The organism is Pseudomonas sp. 15A4 (genome assembly GCF_016925575.1).
Classification (GTDB): Bacteria; Pseudomonadota; Gammaproteobacteria; order Pseudomonadales; family Pseudomonadaceae; genus Aquipseudomonas.
The window spans coordinates 4,089,122-4,109,316 of the sequence record NZ_CP068986.1; the positions used below are offsets into that span (position 1 = coordinate 4,089,122).

13 protein-coding genes and 1 pseudogene are annotated in these 20,195 nt (G+C 61.7%); 11 read left to right on the top strand and 3 right to left on the bottom strand.

Annotated features, from left to right (window positions below; genetic code table 11):
• Window positions 1-47 precede the first annotated feature (47 nt).
• The 3 genes from JN403_RS18020 to JN403_RS18025 all read left to right on the top strand — a co-directional run bounded on the left by JN403_RS18020 (window position 48) and on the right by JN403_RS18025 (window position 7,290).
• On the top strand, window positions 48-1,259 hold the full coding sequence (locus JN403_RS18020; RefSeq protein ID WP_205483569.1) for a GGDEF domain-containing protein: 1,212 nt from the start codon (window positions 48-50) through the stop codon (window positions 1,257-1,259).
• Window positions 1,260-1,675: 416 nt separating this feature from the next.
• Window positions 1,676-1,981 (top strand): glycosyl hydrolase family 28-related protein, encoded by a 306-nt coding sequence (locus JN403_RS25815; RefSeq protein ID WP_275900167.1) that lies wholly within the window; start codon window positions 1,676-1,678, stop codon window positions 1,979-1,981.
• Window positions 1,882-7,290, top strand: a complete 5,409-nt coding sequence (locus tag JN403_RS18025) for a putative Ig domain-containing protein (RefSeq protein ID WP_240357008.1) — start codon at window positions 1,882-1,884, stop codon at window positions 7,288-7,290. Before JN403_RS25815 ends, JN403_RS18025 begins: the two co-directional genes overlap by 100 nt.
• A gap of 315 nt (window positions 7,291-7,605) precedes the next feature.
• Here the strand turns inward: JN403_RS18025 and JN403_RS18030 are convergent, their stop codons facing one another.
• The gene (locus JN403_RS18030; protein ID WP_122537176.1) at window positions 7,606-8,493 is read right to left on the bottom strand and encodes a DMT family transporter; all 888 of its coding nucleotides are present in this window, start codon (window positions 8,491-8,493) and stop codon (window positions 7,606-7,608) included.
• 223 nt (window positions 8,494-8,716) lie between these two features.
• Between JN403_RS18030 and JN403_RS18035 the strand changes: the two are divergent.
• The 3 genes and pseudogenes from JN403_RS18035 (at window position 8,717) to JN403_RS18045 (ending at window position 10,964) form a co-directional block, all read left to right on the top strand.
• Window positions 8,717-9,627, top strand: a pseudogene (locus tag JN403_RS18035) (LysR family transcriptional regulator).
• Window positions 9,628-9,785: 158 nt separating this feature from the next.
• Window positions 9,786-10,064, top strand: a complete 279-nt coding sequence (locus tag JN403_RS18040; protein WP_205483571.1) for a DUF2790 domain-containing protein — start codon at window positions 9,786-9,788, stop codon at window positions 10,062-10,064.
• A gap of 135 nt (window positions 10,065-10,199) precedes the next feature.
• Window positions 10,200-10,964 carry a 2-keto-4-pentenoate hydratase gene (locus tag JN403_RS18045; RefSeq protein WP_205483573.1) on the top strand — a complete coding sequence of 255 codons (765 nt, stop codon included), beginning with the start codon at window positions 10,200-10,202 and terminating at the stop codon, window positions 10,962-10,964.
• Window positions 10,965-11,189: 225 nt separating this feature from the next.
• Here the strand turns inward: JN403_RS18045 and JN403_RS18050 are convergent, their stop codons facing one another.
• Window positions 11,190-12,098 (bottom strand): LysR family transcriptional regulator, encoded by a 909-nt coding sequence (locus JN403_RS18050; RefSeq protein ID WP_205483574.1) that lies wholly within the window; start codon window positions 12,096-12,098, stop codon window positions 11,190-11,192.
• A 108-nt stretch (window positions 12,099-12,206) separates the two neighbouring features.
• On the opposite strand from JN403_RS18050, the gene gcl reads away from it, so the two are divergent.
• The 3 genes from gcl to JN403_RS18065 all read left to right on the top strand — a co-directional run bounded on the left by gcl (window position 12,207) and on the right by JN403_RS18065 (window position 15,877).
• Window positions 12,207-13,982 carry a glyoxylate carboligase gene (gcl, locus tag JN403_RS18055; RefSeq protein WP_205483576.1) on the top strand — a complete coding sequence of 592 codons (1,776 nt, stop codon included), beginning with the start codon at window positions 12,207-12,209 and terminating at the stop codon, window positions 13,980-13,982.
• A gap of 50 nt (window positions 13,983-14,032) precedes the next feature.
• Window positions 14,033-14,815 carry a hydroxypyruvate isomerase gene (hyi, locus tag JN403_RS18060; RefSeq protein WP_205483578.1) on the top strand — a complete coding sequence of 261 codons (783 nt, stop codon included), beginning with the start codon at window positions 14,033-14,035 and terminating at the stop codon, window positions 14,813-14,815.
• 159 nt (window positions 14,816-14,974) lie between these two features.
• Window positions 14,975-15,877, top strand: a complete 903-nt coding sequence (locus JN403_RS18065) for a 2-hydroxy-3-oxopropionate reductase (protein ID WP_122537181.1) — start codon at window positions 14,975-14,977, stop codon at window positions 15,875-15,877.
• 112 nt (window positions 15,878-15,989) lie between these two features.
• On the opposite strand, the gene JN403_RS18070 is transcribed toward JN403_RS18065, so the two are convergent.
• Entirely contained in the window at window positions 15,990-17,312 is a 1,323-nt protein-coding gene (locus JN403_RS18070) for an OprD family porin (RefSeq protein ID WP_205483579.1), read from the bottom strand.
• A gap of 638 nt (window positions 17,313-17,950) precedes the next feature.
• Here JN403_RS18070 and JN403_RS18075 point away from each other — a divergent pair.
• Together JN403_RS18075 and copC are read left to right on the top strand one after the other, a co-directional pair.
• Window positions 17,951-19,588 (top strand): methyl-accepting chemotaxis protein, encoded by a 1,638-nt coding sequence (locus tag JN403_RS18075; protein WP_205483582.1) that lies wholly within the window; start codon window positions 17,951-17,953, stop codon window positions 19,586-19,588.
• Window positions 19,589-19,808: 220 nt separating this feature from the next.
• Complete coding sequence (gene copC, locus JN403_RS18080; RefSeq protein WP_205483583.1) at window positions 19,809-20,195, top strand: copper homeostasis periplasmic binding protein CopC; 387 nt, start codon at window positions 19,809-19,811, stop codon at window positions 20,193-20,195.

Below are 20,195 nucleotides of genomic sequence, written 5' to 3' on the forward strand. Positions count from 1 at the left end.
ATCACTTGCGATGTCATAGTCCGGTCACCCCACCCTTTTGGTGCAACATGCTTTCCTTTGTCATTGATCGACCCGGTCCCAACGACGCGCAACTTCTCGCCGAGGTCGATCGCACCATCCTGTCGCGTTTCCGCAGTCTGCGGTTCAGTACCGAACTGGAGAGCCGTTACGAAGTCGAGACGCTCGAGCAACGCCGCCAATTTCTGACCGCCGTGGGCATCGGCGGCATCCTCATCTACAACCTGTTCATGGTCAGCGACTGGCTGAGCCTGAACGACATGTTTACCTACGTGGCGCTGGGCCGTGTCTGCCTGATGACGCCGATCTTTATGATTCTGCTGATCATCGCGCGGCGCGCCACTACCCGACAGGTCGTCGAGATAACGGCAGCCATCGGCACCGTGACGTGTTCGGTGATGCCGCTGGTGGCAATGATTTACAGCGAAAGCCCGTTCCGCTTGCACTACCAGCTGGGGATGCTGCTGATCATGGTGTATTGCACGGTGATCCAGCAGGTGCCAGTGCGCTGCGCAGCGGTGGCCATGGCCTGCATGCTGGTCATCCAGTTGGTAACGACTTATCTCGCAGACTTCGCCGACTACAAAATCTGGCAGGCCAACGCGCTGCTGTTCTTCTCTGCTGGCGCGCTGCTGATGATGGCGTCGTGGTTTCTGGAGCACGGCAGTCGGTTGAGCTACCTGTTTGCATTACGCGGGCGGCTGCTGCGCGCGCAGCTGGTGGAACTGGCGCGCATCGATTCACTGACGCAATTGTTCAACCGGCGTTTTCAGGGCGAGGTGCTGGCGTCACTGTGGAGCCGCGCGGCGCAGACGCCCATGAACGTCGCGGTCATCCTGCTGGACATTGATCACTTCAAATCCTACAACGACAACTACGGGCACCTGCAGGGCGACACTTGCCTGCGGCTGCTCAGTGGCGTAATCCAGCGCACCGCGCAGAAAGCCGAGGCCCTGACCTTCCGCTTTGGCGGCGAAGAAATCCTCGTGCTCATGACCCACGCCCACCCGGCCCAGGCCAGGGCGCTGGCGGAAAACCTCCGTGCAGCGGTCGCCGCGCTGAACGTTCCCCACCCGGTGCTGGGCGATGGAGCCAGGGTCACCATCAGCCTCGGTCTCGCCATTGCCAGCGCAACGCACACCAGCGCCGAAGTGCTCATCGCCATGGCCGACAAGGCGCTCTATGCCGCCAAAGGCGAAGGCCGTGACTGCCTGCGCTGCGCTCCTGCTGAAGTAGCCTAACGAGCCCTGCCAGCAAACCGCGGTCCCGACTGAACGACTGCGAACACCCTGTGGGACCGGCTTTAGCCGGGAAGACGTCGGGATTCATTTCGCTAAATCTGCGGTGCGCACCCGGGCCTCTTCCCGGCTGAAGCCGGTCCCACTAAAAAGCACCGCGTGCATCCAGAGTCACTGGCTGAACGCGAACGCTGTGGGGCCGAGATCCACCCTCATGCTCGCCAAAGTGCCAGAAAACCACAACCCTCCAAACGTCAAATAGGTGACACCACAAACAACCCAAATGTGCCGACCGTCACAAAACGACGGTTTCCCGACGTACGGCTACAACTTTTCCGTTCCGCTAGGTCATACCTGCGTGCACGCCGATTGGAAATTGGCACGCAGCGAGACCCCAGCCTGTGACCGGAGATAAGTACATGATTTTTAACGTCCAAAATTTTGGCGCCAAAGGAGATGGCGTTTCTGACGACACCGCGGCCATTCAACAAGCGATTGATGCGGCGGCGGCTGCCGGCGGAGGACAGGTTTATGTACCCCCGGGACCTACATCGTGTCAGGCGGAGAGGAACCTTCGGACGGTTGCCTCATGCTCAAGAGCAACGTCTACATGTACGGCGACGGCATGGGCGTCTCGAACATCAAGGTGGCCGACGGTTCGGATACCAAAATCACCGGCATCATCCGTTCCGCCTATGGCGAAGAAACCCACGACTTCGGCCTGAGCAACCTGACCCTCGACGGCAACCGGGATAACACCACAGGCAAGATCGACGGCTGGTTCAACGGCTACATCCCCGGCAAGGAGGGCTACGACTCCAACGTCACCCTTGACGGCGTGGAGATCAAGGACTGCTCCGGTTACGGCTTCGACCCCCACGAACAGACCGTCAACATGGTCATCAAGAACAGCGTGTCCCATGGCAACGGCCTGGACGGCTTCGTCGCTGACTTCCTGAGCGACAGCACCTTCGAAAACAACATCGCCTACGACAACGATCGCCACGGCTTCAACGTGGTCACCAGCAGCCACGATTTCACCCTGAGCAACAACGTAGCCTATGGCAATGGCGGCGGCGGCATCGTGGTGCAGCGCGGCAGCGAGAATATCCCTTCGCCGAACAACATCACCATCACCGGCGGCGAGGTCTACGGCAATGGCGCCGAAGGTGTGCTGATCAAGCTGTCCAGCGAGGTCACCATGACCGGCGTCGATATCCACGACAACGCCAGCGCCGGTGTGCGCATCTACGGCAGCAACAACGTCGACGTGATCAACAACACGTTGAGCAACAACGCACTGGGCGGCGGCGTACCGGAAATCATCATTCAATCCTACGACGACACCAACGGCGTTTCGGGCAAGTATTTCAACGGCAGCGACAACACCATCCAGGGCAACACCATCAACGGCAGCGCCCTGTCGACCTATGGCGTGGCCGAGCGCAACGAAGACGGCACCGACCGTAACGCCATCATCGGCAACACCATCAGCCACACCACCAAGGGCGACACCCTGTTGTATGGCGATGGCAGCTACGTCAGCGCGACCGTGCCCGTGGTGGCGGTTCAAGGCACCGACGGCAATGACACCCTGACGGGCGGCGACGCCAACGAGATTTTCTACGCCGGCGCGGGCAATGACACCGTCAACGGCGGTGGCGGCAGCGACATCCTCATCGGCGGGGCCGGGATCGACAAGCTGACCGGCGGCGCAGGCGCGGACATTTTCCGCTTCACCAGCGAAACCGACAGCTACCGCACCGCGACCACCAGCTTTGATGACACCATCACCGACTTCGACCCGACCCAGGACAAGATCGACCTCGCCGGTCTGGGCTTCACCGGCCTGGGCAACGGCCGTGGCGGCACCTTGCAGATCAGCTACAGCGCCAGCAACGACCGCACCTACATCAAGGATTACGATGCCGACGCCAACGGCAATCGCTTCGAACTGATCCTCGCGGGCAATCTGGTCAGCGCCCTGACCGCCGACAACTTCATCTTCAATCGAACCCTTACGGGCACGACCGGCAATGATTCGCTGCAGGGCACTGACGGGGCCGACACACTGTTGGGCCTTGCCGGCACTGACAGCCTGGCCGGCGGCGGTGGTGACGATCGTCTCGACGGTGGCGCCGGGCAAGACACCCTGAGTGGTGGCGCCGGCGCTGACACCTTCGTGTTCTCCAGCCGCACCGACAGCTACCGCAACTACAACGCCGGCGGCGCGAATCTGGGCGACGTGATCACCGACTTCGACGTCACCGCCGACAAGATCGACCTGTCCAAGCTGGGCTTCACCGGCCTTGCCGACGGCATGAACAACACCGTGTACGCGGTGCTCAACGACGCCGGCGACAAGACCTACATCAAGTCGTTGACCGCCGATGCCGAGGGCAATCGTTTTGAAGTCGCGCTCGTGGGCAACTACCTCGACAAACTGACCAGCGCCAACTTCGTGTTCGCCACTGCGCCGACGGTGAATCAGGCGCCCGTGGTGGCCAATCCGTTGTTGGACCAGAACGCCACCGAAAACACGCCGTTCAGCTACGTCGTGCCCGGCACCAGCTTCACCGACCCGGACAACGACACCCTCAGCTACACCGCGACCCTGGCCGACGGAACGGCCCTGCCGGCCTGGCTGATCTTCGACGCCGCAACCCGCACCTTCAGCGGCACCCCGGGCAACACCGCCTCGGGCACCTACGCGATCAAAATCACTGCAAGCGATGGGAGCAACGCCACTGTCAGCGACAGCTTCACCCTCGCCGTGCAGGACGTCCCTGTGACGCCGGGCGTCATCAACGGCACGCCGAACAACGACACGCTGACCGGCACCACCGGCAACGACCAACTCTTCGGCGGCGCGGGCAACGACACCCTGAATGGCGGCGACGGCAACGACGTCCTCATCGGTGGCGCCGGCGCCGACAAACTCACCGGCGGCGCAGGGTCGGACGTGTTCCGCTTCACCTCCACCCAGGACAGCTATCGCACGGCGACCACCAGCGCCAGCGACCAGATCCTCGATTTCGACGTGGCCGCCGACAAGATCGACCTCTCGGGTCTGGGTTACACAGGGCTGGGCAACGGCCTGAATGGCACGCTGCAAGTGACCTACAACGCCAGCACCAACCGCACCTACGTCAAAGACAACGTGGCGGACGCCAGCGGCAACCGTTTCGAGCTGTCGCTTGCGGGCAACCTGGCCGGCAGCCTCAACGCCAGCCATTTCGTCTTCGCCAATCAAAACGTGCCCAGCAACGTGGCGCCGGTGGTGGTGATTCCGCTGCTGGACCAGAACGCGACGGAAAACTCGCCATTTACCTACGCGGTCACCAGCAACAGCTTCTCCGACGGTAACAACGACACGCTGACTTACACCGCGACCCTGGCCGACGGCAGCGCCCTGCCCGACTGGCTCACCTTCGACAGCACCCTCCTGACCTTCAGCGGCACGCCCACCGGCACCGCCTCCGGCAATTACACACTGCTGATCAAAGCGACTGATCCGTCGGGCGCGTCAGTCAGTGACAGCTTTGCCCTGGCCGTGGCCGACGCCCCGGCCAGCACCATCACCGGCACTGACAATGCAGAAACCATCGCCGGCACGGTGGGCGCGGACCTGATCCTCGGCCTGGGCGGCAACGACACCATTCGCGCCGGCGCAGGCCCGGACATCGTCGACGGCGGCGCAGGACGCGACTCGCTGTACGGCGGCGACGGTGCCGACACCTTCCGCTACACCAGCGTGCAGGACAGCTACCGGGACTACAACACCGGCGGCGTCACGGCCACCGACACGATCTACGACTTTACCCACGGCGTGGACAAGATCGACGTATCGACCCTGGGGTTCCTCGGGCTGGGCGACGGCAGCAACGGCACGCTTTACCTGAGCCTGAATGCCGCCGGCGACAAGACGTACATCAAATCAAGCGTGCCCGACGCTGACGGTCACCGCTTCGAGATCGCCCTGAGCGGCAACTACCTGAACACCCTCACGGCCGACGACTTCGTGTTCGGCTCGCGGGCTGACCAGGACATTCTGTTCCTGCCGACCCTCGGTCAATCCAACGCACGTCTGCTGCGCATGACCGAAGACGATAGCCAGTCCGGCACCACCATGCTGGTCGACGGCCTGAGCAAGTACACCACGTACGACGTGCGCAGCCAGTTCAACGATGCGGACGGCAATGGCATCGACATCGCGGTGGGCGGCAGCACGGTCAACGGCATGTCGACCCTCGGCGCCGAAGAATTGAAGCTGTGCTGGTGGCTGACCGACATCGACCAACCGGGCCCGGCCCTGTTGCGCGCCGTGGCCCTGTTGAACGACCAACTCACCGAGCTTAAGTCGATCGACAACGTGACCATGGGCATCATCTGGGGCCAGGGCGAGGAAGCGGCGCAGGAAATCGCCCGCGCTTCGGACAAGGAAGCGGCCGCGGCGGCGTATAAGGCGGCGACCTTGTCGGTGTTCGATTACCTGCACGCACAGTTCGGCAACTTCAACGTGTACATGATGGAAACCGGTCACTACGACCAGGACGCAGCCCGCGCCCGCGGCTTCTCGGAAGAGAAGATCGCCGGCATCGTCGAGGGCGTCGGCTATGTTCGCGCCACCCAGGAAGCGATTGCCGCCCAGCGTGACGACGTGAAGATTGCGGTGGATTACACCGACCTGCCCCTGCGCCACGAAGTCGACCCGCTGGTCTACCCCGATGACGTCTGGCACCTGCACGAAGAATCTGCCGAGATCGTCGGTCAGCGTCTGGCCGACTACATCGCCGACGACCTGGGCTTCAAGGGTGACCCGAGCGACAACAACAGCGTGCAGGCGATCTTCGACGGTGCGCAGAACGAAGGCGGCATGATCTTCGGCACCGACCAGGCCGACACCCTGGTGGGCTCGTCCGGCAATGACACGCTGGACGGCGACCTCGGCGCCGACAGCATGAGCGGTGGCGACGGCAACGACATTTACATCGTCGATAACGCCTTCGACAGCGTCACTGAAAGCAGCGACTCGCCGTCGCAGATCGACACCGTGCAGGCGTCGGTCAGCTGGACCCTTGGCGCGAATCTGGAAAACCTGGTGCTCACCGGCGTTTCAGCCATCGACGGCAATGGCAACGAGCTGCGCAACTTCATCACCGGCAACGCGGCGGCCAACGTGATCGACGGCGCAGGCGGTGCCGACAGCATGAGCGGCGGCAATGGCAACGACACGTACTACGTCGACAACAGCGGCGACAGTGTGATCGAAACCAACGCTGATCGCGTCTCGGGCGGCATCGACAGCGTGCACAGCACTCTGGCGACGTTCACCCTGGGCGCCAACGTCGAAAACCTGTACATCGACAGTGCCGATGCGGCCAATGGCATCGGTAACGCGCTGGACAACGTACTGTTCGCCGGCATCGGCAACAACGTGCTGGACGGTCGCGACGGCAACGATACGGTGTCCTACTTCAGCGCGCAGGCCGGTATCACCGCCACCCTGTCGACCTCGGCCCAACAGAACACCGGCGGCTCGGGCCTGGACACGCTGAAGAGCGTCGAAAACCTGATCGGCAGCGCATTCGCCGACAGCCTGACGGGCAACAGCGGCGCCAACGTGCTCAACGGCGGTGCGGGCAACGACACGCTGATCGGCGGTTCGGGCAACGACCGTTTGATCGGCGGTGCAGGCACCGATTCGCTGACCGGCGGCACCGGCGCAGACACCTATGTCTTCGACTCCGTTGCCGACATGGGCGTCGGTGCGTTGCGCGACGTGATCAATGGCTTCAAGAGCGCCGAGGGCGATCTGCTCGACTTCAGCGCCCTGGACGCCAACCCGCAGACACCGGGCATCGACGCATTTACCTTCATCGGCAGCAACGCCTTTGACAGCAACGACGCGACCGGGCAACTGCGCTTCGCCGACGGGATCCTCTACGGCAGCGTCAACGCCGATGCGACCCCGGACTTCGAAATCCAGCTGGTCGGCGTCAAAGAGCTGCACGTGACTGACTTCGTTGCCTGATTGATCGCCTGAAAACCAGACGGCCTCCGCAATGGAGGCCTTTTTTTATTGATAGCGCACCTACCGGCCTCTTCCCGGCTAAACCTGGTCCCACTGAAAGCATCGCGTGCATCCAACCTAAATGGCTGAAACTCGGACGCTGGGTCAGCATTTACCGTGTAGGACCGGCTTCAGCCGGGAAAGCGTCAGCACGCACACCGCAAAATGGAGGGTGTACACACCGGCCCCTTCCCGGCTAAAACCGGTCCCACCCACGGCATCGCGTGCATCCAACATGACTCGCTGAACCCTGCCCCACTCACAGCATCGCGGGCATCAACCGCCTTTTTTGCGCTGTTGCCAGGCAGCTGCCAGCCCGCTGAGGCAGATGATTGCGATGCCGGCCTGGGCGGCAAGTGATGGCGAGTGGTTGAAGACGATGTAGCCCCACAGCCCGGCGAAGACGATCTGACAGTAGCCGAACGGCGCCAGCATGGCCGGCGCGGCGAAGCGGAACGCTTGGGTCAGCATCAGGTGCGCGACCATGCCGCAGGTGCCCAGCGCCAGCATGAACGGAATGTGCTTCCACTCCGGTGACTGCCAGAAGAACGGCACGATCGCGCTCATCAACAGGCTGTTGAACAGGCCGGCGAAAAAGTTGCTGGTGGTCGGGCTGTCGTGGGCCGCGACCAGACGGGTCAGCAACTGGTAGCAGGCGAAACAGAACGCCGAGCCCAACGGCAGCAGCACCGCTGGCCGGAACAGCTCGCCCCCGGGGTGGACGATGACCAGCACCCCGCTGAAGCCCACCAGCACGGCGATCCATTGCCCGCGGCTGACCGTCTCCTTGAGCAGTGGCACCGACAGCGCCGTGACCAGCAGCGGCGCGAGGAAGTTGACCGCCGTCGCTTCGGCAATCGGAATGAACATCAGGCCGCTGGTGAACAGCAGGCTCGTGCCCAGCAGGCACACCGCGCGCAACGCCTGCAAACCCGGGCGCTTGGTGCGCAACACACGCAACCCCGATGACGGCATGAAAATGCACGCCATCAGCCCGGTGTGCACCACGTAGCGCACCCAGACCACCATCATGATCGGGTAGATACCGGAGAGGTACTTGGACAGGGTGTCGTGACTGGAAAACAGAAAGGTCGCAAACAGAATCAGTGCGATGCCTTTCAACGGCTGGTTGACGCCGGAGAGCGGCGTGCTGGTGGTGCTCATCTGCGTTCCTTTGGCCTTGCGTGAATGCGGGTCTGTCCCTTGCCGTGTCGAGCGCCGGCTTTCGTTCGAGGAGCCCAGCCTCAGCAAGAATATAGAACCCGTCGCCGGAGCACCAAGCAAACATGACCAGGCAGGTGTTTTTCTGACTGCCTGGGTCAGGCCTTTCCGCTTGCCCGGATTTGCCGCAGACTGCCGCTCTCGTTGGCTCGGAAACGGACGCTCAGTGGACCGCATTCAGGAAATGACCCTTTTCGCCGCCGTCGCCGAAGGCCCCAGCTTCGCGGCCGTGTCGCGCAACCTGAACGTGTCCACGGCGACGGTGACCCGCGCCGTCGCGCAGCTGGAGGCTCGGCTCGGCACCTTGCTGATCGTGCGCACCACCCGCCAGTTGCGCCTGACCGAAGCCGGCGTGCGCTTCGCCGACGATTGCCGGCGCCTGCTGGCCGATCTGCACGAAGCCGAAAACGCCGCCGCCGGCATTCATGGGACGCCGCGCGGGTTACTGACCGTTACCGCGCCGCAGGTCTTCGGCGACCTGCACGTCACGCCGATCATGACCGACTACTTGACTCAGCACCCTCAGGTGCAGATCCGGGGCCTGTTGATGGACCGGATCGCCGGGCAACTGGAGGAAGGCATTGACGTGTCCGTGCGCATCGGCGACCTACCCGATTCGTCGATGACCGCCATTCAGGTCGGCACCGTCCGCCGCATGGTCTGCGCCTCCCCGCCTATATCGCCGTCCATGGCTCGCCGCAGCATCCCGGCGACCTCATCGAGCGCGAAACCGTTTCCGTGATGATCACCGGCCGCAGCCCCGACTGGACCTTCCGGATCGAAGGCCAGCATCAGGAAGTGAAAGTCAGGTCGCGGTTGTCGATGACGTCCTTCACCGCCTCCATTCATGCGGCGGTCGATGGCTGGGGCCTGACCCAGGTGCCCTCCTATCAGATCCGCCGACACTTGCAGGCGGGCACGTTGTGCGCCGTGCTCGAAGATTTCGAGGTCAGGCCGATGCCGGTGTACGTGGTCTACGTCGAAGGGCGACGGGGGTCATCCAAAGTGCGCTCGTTCGTTGATTTCTGCGTCCAGCGGTTGCGCGCTGATCTGGAGTACAGCGCCGGGCCGGGCTGATGATTCCTGGACCGAGGGCCGACTGAGGCGCCATCAGCTCCGATGATGGGCGCTATCGACAGCCACCATTTCTGCCGCTGAACACCGCTGCCTAAGATGGCCCCATCAGCGAGCCTCTCCCCCGCGCTCGCACTTCACCTGGATGCGAGCACGCCATCATGAAATTTCCCCTGTTTGTTGCCCTTTCCCTGGTCAGCCTTTTTGCGTCTGCCAATGAACCCGTCACATCCGCTGCGCCCGCTGTAACGGCCGAGCAAAGCGCTCAGTACGATTACAGCGAAGACCTCGACATCGCCAAAGTGGTGCGTATCACCAGCGCCAGCAACCCTGCCAACCCCTGCGCTCCGGTCAAGGCGCAGATGGAATACGTCGACAGCAAAGGCGTCACCCACAAGCTGGAATACACCCGCCTGGGCGATGCCTGCGAGCACAGCTGATGGATGGCGGCACGAACCCCACCTCTGCCGACTTGTTGAAATAGGTTTAGAGTGGTCGCGCTGGCTCCGTCATCCTTCGCCACAGAAACATAAGGAACGGGGCGCTTTCCATCAATGACCTGAAGGAAGACTCGCGTGAATCCATCGTCTCACCCAGCGAACATTGCCGAACTGATCGTCGCCGCCATGGGCGCCGGTCAGAAAATCACTGACATTCTCCCTGAATACGTCCCCGCCGATGCGGCCAGTGCCTACGCGCTCCAGCGCGAGATTCTGCGTCTGCGCGACACCACTGTGGGCGGGTGGAAGGTCGGCGCCAAATCGCCGACCGGGCCCATCAACGGTGCGCTGCTGCCGGACGACGGTATTTTCGCCAGCGGCAGTCAGGTCGAGTGCGTCGACTACCCTTCGCCGATTCTGGAGCTGGAAATCGCTTTTCGTCTTGGCCGCGAATTCACCCCTCGCGAAGAGGCGTATTCGGATGAAGAAGTGCTGAACAGCATCGCGACGATGGGCGCGACCATTGAAGTGGTGTCGAGCCGTTTCGCGGCCTGGCCGAAGATCGAGCCGTTGCTGGCTTTGGGCGACCTGCTCAACCATGGCGCGCTGATCATCGGCGAATTCATCCCATACGACGCCAGCTTCCCTTTCGTTGAGCCGGCGCTGAGCTTCACGTATGGCGATGAAGACATCGTGCCGGGCGACGGCGCAAATCCGGCCGGCGACCCGCGGCGTTTGCTGCCGTGGCTGGTCAATCACCACACACAGAATGGCTTGAGCGTGACGCCGGAGATGGTGGTCACCACCGGTTCCTACACCGGGATGTACAAGACCAGCGGGCCGGGCCTGGCGGTCGGGCAGATTCGCGGACTGCCGGCGGTGTCGGTGGAGTTGATTTAGGTTTCTCGCTCACCATTGGTGGGACCGGCTTTAGCCGGGAAGACGTCGGTGCATCCAACCTACCTTCAGCGCCAGTTACGGCCCCTTCCCGGCTAAAGCCGGTCCCACTAAATGCATCGTGTGCTTTCTGGGCTGTTCCCGGCAGAAGCCGGTCCTACCGACCGCGACGACGTGTGGGACCGGCTTTAGCCGGGAAGCTTTTGGGTCGAGCGCAGGGATCACGGCTCACCCCTGCCGCCAGTACCCCGGCCGGTTGTACACCTCCTTCAGAAACGCGATAAAGAACCGGACTTTCGCCGGCAGGTAATGCTGTTGCGGGTACACGCCCTGGATGTCGTAACTGGGCAAGGCGAACTCATCCAGCACGGTGAGCAGCGCGCCGCTTTCAATCTCGTTCTGAATCTCCCACGTCGAACGCCAGCTCAGGCCCAGCCCGCGCTTGGCCCAGTCATACAGCAGCTCGCCATCGTTGCAGTACAGATTGCCTGCCACCTTGATCGCCACCGGCTTGCCCTCGCGCTGAAACGTCCAGCCGCGATGCTGGCCGCCCTGCAGGTTGAACGACAGGCAATTGTGCTGCGCCAGATCCTCAAGCACCTGGGGAAATCCATGCTCGGCGAAATACGCCGGCGAGCCACAGACCACGCGTTTGTTGGCGTACAGCCTGATAGCGACGTAGTTCGGGTCCAGCACCTCGCCGATGCGGATGCTCATGTCATAGCCCTCGCGCACCAGATCCACCACGTTGTCGGTGAGGTTGAACGAGAGCTGCAAGTCCGGGAACCGCGCCTGGAATTCCGGCGCATGGGGCGCGACGTGCTGACGGCCGAACCCGGCCGGTGCCGACACCACCAAGTGCCCACGCACGCTGCTTTCGTTCTCGCTGATGCTGGCGTCCAGTTCCTCGAACGACTGCAGCACCAGCTTGGCGTTTTCCAGATACGACTCCCCCGCATCGGTCAGGGTCAGGCCCCGCGTCGAGCGATGGATCAGCTTCACCCCCAGCCGATCTTCCAGCGCACTCAGTCGCCGGCCCATGATCACTGGCGTCACGCCCTCCACCAGCGCCGCGGCGGCAAAACTGCCACGGGTGGCCACCAGGACGTAACTGCGCAATTCCGTATAGCGATCCATTCGATACTCCAGATACCGATAGAACGGATAAAAACAGCCATTCACAAAAGATCGGATTCAAATCAGGCTGTTTACGTACAAAAACTATCGAGTTCAGGAGACTAACAAATGACCGTCATGAGAGCCATCGAAGCCGCCGTTCTGGTGATGCGTCGCGAAGGCGTCGACACCGCCTTCGGTATTCCGGGCGCTGCGATCAACCCGCTGTACGCCGCCTTCAAGAAAATCGGCGGCGTCGATCACGTGCTGGCGCGCCACGTCGAAGGCGCTTCGCACATGGCCGAGGGTTACACCCGCGCCATCGCCGGCAACATCGGCGTGTGCATCGGCACCTCGGGCCCGGCCGGCACCGACATGATCACCGGTCTCTACTCAGCCTCCGCCGACTCGATTCCGATTCTGTGCATCACCGGCCAGGCGCCGCGCGCTCGGATGCACAAGGAAGACTTCCAGGCCGTGGACATCGCCAGCATCGCCGCGCCGGTGGCCAAGTGGGCGACCACGGTCATGGAGCCGGGCCAGGTGCCGTATGTGTTCCAGAAAGCCTTTCAGTTGATGCGCAGCGGTCGACCCGGTCCGGTACTGATCGACCTGCCGTTCGATGTGCAGATGGCCGAGATCGAATTCGACATCGACGCCTACGAACCGCTGCCGGTGGTCAAGCCCCAGGCGAGCCGCAAGCAAATCGAAAAAGCCCTGGCGATGCTCAACGCCTCGGAACGTCCGCTGATCGTCGCCGGTGGCGGCATCATCAATGCCGATGCCTCGGACGCGCTGGTTGAATTCGCCGAGCTGACCGGTATTCCGGTGATTCCGACGCTGATGGGCTGGGGCACGATCCCCGATGACCACCCACAAATGGCCGGCATGGTCGGGCTGCAGACCTCTCACCGCTACGGCAACGCGACCATGCTGGAGTCCGATCTGGTCCTCGGCATCGGCAATCGCTGGGCCAACCGCCACACCGGCACGGTGTCGGTGTACAGCGAAGGGCGCACCTTCATCCACGTCGACATCGAACCGACGCAGATCGGCCGTGTGCTGACGCCGGATCTGGGCATCGTTTCCGACGCCGGCGCCGCGCTGGCGATGTTCATTGAAGTGGCACGCGAGTGGCACACCGCCGGCAAGCTGAAGGACCGCAGCCACTGGCTTGCGAGCTGCCAGAAACGCAAGCGCACGCTGCAGCGCAAGACCCACTACGAGAACATCCCGGTCAAGCCGCAGCGGGTGTACGAAGAAATGAATCAGTACTTCGGCAAGGACACCTGCTACATCAGCACCATCGGCCTGTCGCAGATCGCCGGCGCGCAATTCCTCCACGTCTACAAGCCGCGGCACTGGATCAATTGCGGTCAGGCCGGGCCGCTGGGCTGGACCATTCCGGCGGCACTGGGCGTGGTCAAGGCGGACCCGAACCGCCAGGTTGTCGCGCTGTCAGGGGATTACGATTTCCAGTTCATGATCGAAGAGCTCGCCGTCGGTGCGCAGTTCAAGCTGCCGTACATCCACGTGGTGGTGAACAACTCCTACCTCGGGCTTATCCGTCAGGCCCAGCGCAATTTCGACATCGACTACTGCGTGCAGCTCGCGTTCGACAACATCAATGCGCCTGAGCTGGAAGGCTATGGGGTCGATCACGTCGCGGTTGCCGAAGGCCTGGGCTGCAAGGCCATCCGCGTGCTTGACCCGGCGCACCTGCAGGCCGCCTTCGCCGAAGCATCGAGCCTTATGCAGCAGTACCGCGTGCCAGTGGTGGTGGAGATCATTCTCGAGCGCGTCACCAACATTGCTATGGGCACCGAGATCAACGCCATCAACGAGTTCGAGTCCCTGGCCGAGAGCCGCGCCGACGCTCCCACCGCCATCAGCCTGCTGGACTGATCGCCCCCGGTTATCCGAGAAAAAGAGCCCAGAACAAGAAGGAGTACGTCATGCCACGTTTATGCGCCAACCTGTCGATGCTGTTCACTGAACTGGAATTTCTGCAACGTTTCGAAGCCGCCGCCGACGCCGGGTTCAGTGGCGTCGAGTACCTGTTCCCCTATGACTTCAGCTCAGCGCAGATCAAGGCCGAGCTGGACCGCAACCGGCTGACTCAGGTGCTGTTCAACCTGCCAGCCGGGGACTGGGCCAAGGGCGAGCGCGGCATCGCCTGTCACCCCGATCGGGTCGAGGAGTTCTATGCCGGCGTTGACCTGGCCATCGCCTACGCCAAGGTCCTGGGCAACACCCAGATCAATTGCCTGGCGGGGATCAAGCCCCAGGGGTTCGACGACGGGCTGATCGAGAAGACCTTCGTCGACAACCTCAAATACGCCGCCGACCGCCTGCAAGCCCAGGGCATCGATCTGGTCATGGAAATGATCAACACCCTGGACATTCCCCGGTTCTATCTGAACACCACCGCCCAGGCGCTGGCGATTCGCGAGAAGGTCGGCAGCCGCAATCTGTCGCTGCAATACGACATCTACCACATGCAAATCATGGAAGGCGACCTGGCCCGCACCCTTGAAAACCACCTGCCGGCGATCCGTCACGTGCAACTGGCCGACAACCCCGGCCGGCACGAACCGGGCACGGGCGAAATCAACTACGGCTTTCTGTTCAAGCACCTGGACCGGCTGGGTTACCGCGGTTGGGTCGGCTGTGAGTATAAGCCGCTGACCACCACCGAAGCGGGGCTTGGGTGGCTGAAAACCCATAATTTGATCTGACACCGATTCTTGTAGGAGTGAGCTTGCTCGCGATGCTGTGGGCTGTTGACGATGCGCTGGCTGATAAATCGCAATCGCGAGCAAGCTCACTCCTACAGGAAGAAATATTGAGGCATGTACACAACCCGTCTGCCTCCTCCAAACAAGGGAAAAAATCTCATGGCTAACATCGGATTCATCGGCACCGGCATCATGGGTCTGCCCATGGCAGAAAACCTGCAGAAAGCAGGTCATCAACTGATTCTCTCCCGGCACTTCATTGCCCCGCCCGCGTCCCTGGTGGACGGCGGCGCGACCGTGCTGGCCAACCCGCGGGAAGTGGCACAGGAAGCGGAATTCGTCATCGTCATGCTGCCGGACACCCCTCAGGTCAACGACGTGCTGTTCGGCGAAAACGGTCTGAGCGAAGGCACCGGTGCCGGCAAAGTGGTCATCGACATGAGTTCGATCTCCCCTTCGGCAACCAAAGCCTTCGCTGAGAAGATCAACGCCACCGGCGCGCAGTACCTCGACGCGCCGGTATCGGGCGGCGAAGTGGGTGCCAAGGCCGCTACGCTGAGCATCATGGTCGGCGGCGAACAGGCCACTTTCGAGCGCGCCCTGCCGCTGTTCCAGACCATGGGCAAGAACATCACCCTGGTCGGCGGCAACGGTGACGGCCAGACCGCCAAGGTCGCCAACCAGATCATCGTCGCGCTGAACATCCAGGCCGTGGCTGAAGCCCTGCTGTTTGCGTCGAAAAACGGCGCCGACCCGGCCAAGGTGCGAGAGGCATTGATGGGCGGGTTTGCTTCGTCGAAGATTCTCGAGGTGCATGGCGAGCGGATGATCAAGGGGACGTTCAACCCGGGCTTTCGGATCGCGCTGCATCAGAAGGATTTGAATCTGGCGCTTGAAGGCGCGCGGGAGTTGGGGTTGAACCTGCCCAACACGGCCAACGCCCAGCAAGTGTTCAGCACCTGCGCGGCCTTGGGCGGGAGTGGCTGGGATCACTCTGGGCTGATCAAGGGGCTGGAACACATGGCGAATTTTTCGATTCGCGGGGATCACAGGCCTGACTGACTGGCACTGAAAGGTGTGTTGTACGTACCGGCCCCTTCCCGGCTGAAGCCGGTCCTACACGTGGACGCGATACGTTTGTAGGACCGGCTTTAGCCGGGAAGAGGCCATCCGATCAGAAAATATTGATCGGGTAATCCGCAATCAAACGAAATTCCTTCACGTCGCCATCAGGCTGATCGCCGTTGGCGGTGTGCCAGGCCTGACGCATGCGCAGGGACAAGTCCTTGGCCGGGCCGGACTGCACCACATACTTCGCTTCGAGGTTGGTTTCGTGATGGTCGCCGTCATCGCCATAACCGGTGTAAGTGCTGTTCGACGGGATATGGGATCCATCGATGTCGTCACCGTGGATATAACGGACCATGAAACTCAAACCCGGCGCGCCGTAACTCGCCATGTTCAGGTCATACCGTGCCTGCCATGATTTTTCGCCCGGACCGTTGAAGTCGGAATACTGAACCGAGTTGGCCAGCAGTATCGAATCACCGGTGTCGCCCGCGCCGTTATTACCGAAGGCCACATAATCGAACGGCGTGTCGCCATGCACTTTTTGATACGCCAAAGTCACCGTGTGGGCGGTCAGGAAAGAATACGCAGCGGCCAGCGACCAGGTCGTGTTGCTGATATCGCCCGCCTTGGCGGCACCGCTGTCGTTGGTGCGATAGATATTGAAATCGAAGTTCAACGACTGCTGATCAGAGATCGGCAAGGTGTAGTTGGCATTGCCGTAGTACTGATGCCAGACATCTTTGAGGTCCGAGCCGTAAAGGCTGACCGACAGATTATCGGTGAGTGCGTATTTACCGCCGGCGTAGTCAATGCTGCTGGCTTCGACGTTGGCATACGCCGCCCAGATGCCGTGATCATTGTTGGTGGTGACCGGGCCGTTGCTGCCGGTGAAGTGGCCGCCGTCGAGTTCCAGATTGGCAATGTCGCTGCTCAGCAGGTTGAAGCCGGTCGCGGTTTGCGGAAACAGTCGGGAACCGCCCGCACCAAACACCGGCGCCTGGGGCTGCAGATTGCCGTAACGCAATTCGGTTTTCGAGATGCGCATCTTCAGCGCCCCGCCGGCCGTGCCGTATTCATCCTGCGGATTGCCATGGCTGTCCACCGGCAGGTTGCCAGTGCCGGTGGTCCCGCCGCCGCCATCAAGCTTCAGGCCCCAATAACCGTAAGCATCAACGCCAAAACCCACGGTGCCCTGGGTGAAGCCGGAGCTGAAATTACCCAGCACACCCTGGGTCCAGTCCTTGCTGTCGTCCTTGCTGTTCTTGTTGTCCCGGTTGAAATAGTAGTTCTTCAGGTGAACGGTCAGACTGCTGTCGTCGACGAAGCCCTTGGCCTCCGATTGATCACTGACAACCCCTGCCGTTGCCAATTGACTGACACCCAGCGAAACCGCCAGCGTCATCAGATTCCATTTCACGAAAGTCATTGCTATCCCCTGTCTCGATTAAGGCCCAGCGCGCGCGCCCCTTGAATACGGGGCACTGGTTCAAACTCACACGATGATTCAGCACTGGAGCGGGCGTTGCGGCAGATGGAAAAGAAACACACATGCCAGTGACTGGACGGCTGTTCCAGCCAAAGGAGCACATTGATTATTGTTGATGACCGCTCTGCTCAGGGTATACCACGCACTTGAGGGCCGAAAATCTTGTAGCACTATCCGACCGACGGGATTCCCAACACGTCTTGATAGTCACTATCAATTTTCGTAATAGTTGAAAACTTTACGCCGGTGTTACCGTCGTCGGCGATGAAGAACACGAATCAATTGCCGGATGACTCCGCAGCGTCTTGCAATCGAATCATGCTCCGCTTCATCATTCCTTTGGTAAGACTTTTAGCCACCTCACGTCAGTGCGGTGGCTTTTTTCGTCCCTTCACCATGCGCGGGTCCACCGACTTCGAATGAACGCGCAATCGGGTAAAAATTCCATCGAAAAGTACCGGCGGGCGCTATTGCGTTCATAGTAAAAATAACTCACCGGTCTCAATAAAACTCCGATATAAAGCGCACCAAGTAATAGCGTTCTAATATCACGAACGCTTTCATTTCAGGTGCATGCCATGTTTAAAAACCTATCAATTGCCAAGCGCCTGGGATTGGGCTTTGGGCTTGTTCTCGCGCTGATGATCCTCGTCACACTGGTCGGCGTTAACCGGGTTCATTTGATGGAATCCGCCCTGACTGACGTCAGTGAGGACGCCACCGTCAAACAGCGTTACGCGATCAATTTCCGCGGCAGCGTGCACGACAGGGCCATTGCCCTGCGCGATGCCGTGCTGGTGCGCAACGACGCCGGCCTCGCCACTCACCTGCGTGACATCGAGCGCCTTGACGGCCTGTATCAGGCCTCCGCCGCGCCCATGGACCGCATCTACCAGGCCAAGGGCGCGTCGCCCCGTGAGCAAGAGCTGCTGGCCAACATCAAGACGGCCGAACGCACTGCGCTGAGCGCGACCGAAAAACTGCTGAAGCTGCGCCAGCAAGGCGAGATCGATCAGGCCCAGACGCTGCTGATGGAGCAGGTGTCCGGCGCCTACAAGGATTGGCTCGCCCGCATCAACGCATTGATCGACCTTGAAGAAGCGTCCATTGGCGGGCACATCACTTCGGTGCGGGTCACCGCCGCGCAATTCGCTTCACTGATGTTGCTGTCCACCGGCATCGCCGTGGTGTTGGGCATCATCGCCTCGTTGCTGATCATCCGCAGCCTCAAGTCGACTCTCGGCGCCGAACCTCACCAGGTTGCGGCCTCGATCCGTCGTCTGGCGGCCGGTGAGCTGACGGACAAGATCGAAACGGCCTACCCCGACAGCGTGATGGGCGCGTTGAAAGCGACCAACCTGCACTTGTCGGCCACCATCACCGAAGTGCGCTCGGCCGCTGCGGCGTTGACCCACTCCTCCGCCCAGCTGTTGTCCAGTTCCGACAGCAACAGCGAGCAGATGCGCCTGCAGGCCAGCGAAACCCAACAGATGGCGACGGCGATCAATCAGATGGCCGCCACCGTGAAAGAAGTGGCGGGCTACGCTGATCAGGCGGCGAATGCCACCCAGACGGCCGACAACGAAGTTGAAAACGGCAAGCGCGTGGTTGAAGGCACCGCCCAGGCGATGGACCAGCTGGCGCGCAAACTGGAAAGCGCCGCTGACTCGGTGGGCCAGGTGTCCAGCGACAGCCGCGCCATCGAAAACGTGGTGGCGGTGATCAACTCCATCGCTGAACGCACCAACCTGCTGGCGCTCAACGCTGCCATCGAAGCCGCCCGTGCCGGTGAAGCAGGCCGCGGTTTCGCGGTGGTCGCCGACGAGGTTCGATCCCTGGCCAACCGCACCCAGGAGTCGACCCAGGAAATCCGTGACATGGTCGGTCAGTTGCAGACCGGTGCGGTGAAGACCGCCGACCTGATGCGGGAAAGCCGTGAAATGGCCCAGCGCACCGTCGAGCAGACCCACGAAGCGCAAACCGCGCTGGTGAAAATCCGCCACGAGGTCGGCGCGCTCAACGACATGAACGCGCAGATCGCCAGCGCCGCCGCGCAGCAACGGGCGGTGGCCGATGACGTCAGCGTCAACATCAACCGCATCCACGAATCGGCGCTGGAAACCGCCGTCGGCTCCAATCAGGTGGCGCGTTCAAGCCGCGAGCTGTCGTCCCTGGCCGACGTGCTGACCGACCGCGTGAGCTTCTTCAAGGTCTGACCCTGCAGGGCCGCGTCGCGCAGGCGGCGTGGCCCTTTACGCCATCCCCCGCGCCTTGTTTTCCGCGTTCAAGACGTCTTGATTCTGACGCCGCACCCGGCTTAATCGCTGGAGTCCCTCTGCACTTTCTGGTCTAGTAGTGATCCGATCATCGCAAGTCGACCGTCGTCGATGCCGTCATCCATTCGCTGCAACTGCCGCCCAAGCAAAGGTCCCGCCGATGTCTGCCCAACGTTTCAAACACGCCCTCTCCTGCCTGTCCCTGCTGGCCTGTCTGACCTCCACGGCTGCCTTCGCCCACGCCCATCTTGAAAGCCAGCAGCCCGCTGCCGACAGCGAAGTAAGCGCGCCCAAAGAGCTGCGCCTGGTCTTCTCCGAAGGCGTCGAAGACACATTCACCAAAGTCGTGATCAGCCTGGACGCGCCTGATACGCCGACTGAAATCATCCAGACGCGCAGCGTCGAAACCGATCCCAACGACAAGAAAGTCCTGATCGTGACCCCGGCCACGCCGATGGCGGCGGGCAAATACAAGGTGGAATGGCACGCCGTGTCGGTGGACACCCACAAGAGTGAAGGCACCTACCGCTTTCAGGTGACGCCATAA

Coding starts and splice junctions, on each gene's coding strand:
- JN403_RS18020 (WP_205483569.1), top strand. CDS start 48: ATGCTTTCCTTTGTCATTGATCGACCCGGTCCCAACGACGCGCAACTT.
- JN403_RS25815 (WP_275900167.1), top strand. CDS start 1,676: ATGATTTTTAACGTCCAAAATTTTGGCGCCAAAGGAGATGGCGTTTCT.
- JN403_RS18025 (WP_240357008.1), top strand. CDS start 1,882: ATGGGCGTCTCGAACATCAAGGTGGCCGACGGTTCGGATACCAAAATC.
- JN403_RS18030 (WP_122537176.1), bottom strand. CDS start 8,493: ATGAGCACCACCAGCACGCCGCTCTCCGGCGTCAACCAGCCGTTGAAA.
- JN403_RS18040 (WP_205483571.1), top strand. CDS start 9,786: ATGAAATTTCCCCTGTTTGTTGCCCTTTCCCTGGTCAGCCTTTTTGCG.
- JN403_RS18050 (WP_205483574.1), bottom strand. CDS start 12,098: ATGGATCGCTATACGGAATTGCGCAGTTACGTCCTGGTGGCCACCCGT.
- gcl (WP_205483576.1), top strand. CDS start 12,207: ATGACCGTCATGAGAGCCATCGAAGCCGCCGTTCTGGTGATGCGTCGC.
- hyi (WP_205483578.1), top strand. CDS start 14,033: ATGCCACGTTTATGCGCCAACCTGTCGATGCTGTTCACTGAACTGGAA.
- JN403_RS18065 (WP_122537181.1), top strand. CDS start 14,975: ATGGCTAACATCGGATTCATCGGCACCGGCATCATGGGTCTGCCCATG.
- JN403_RS18070 (WP_205483579.1), bottom strand. CDS start 17,312: ATGACTTTCGTGAAATGGAATCTGATGACGCTGGCGGTTTCGCTGGGT.
- JN403_RS18075 (WP_205483582.1), top strand. CDS start 17,951: ATGTTTAAAAACCTATCAATTGCCAAGCGCCTGGGATTGGGCTTTGGG.
- copC (WP_205483583.1), top strand. CDS start 19,809: ATGTCTGCCCAACGTTTCAAACACGCCCTCTCCTGCCTGTCCCTGCTG.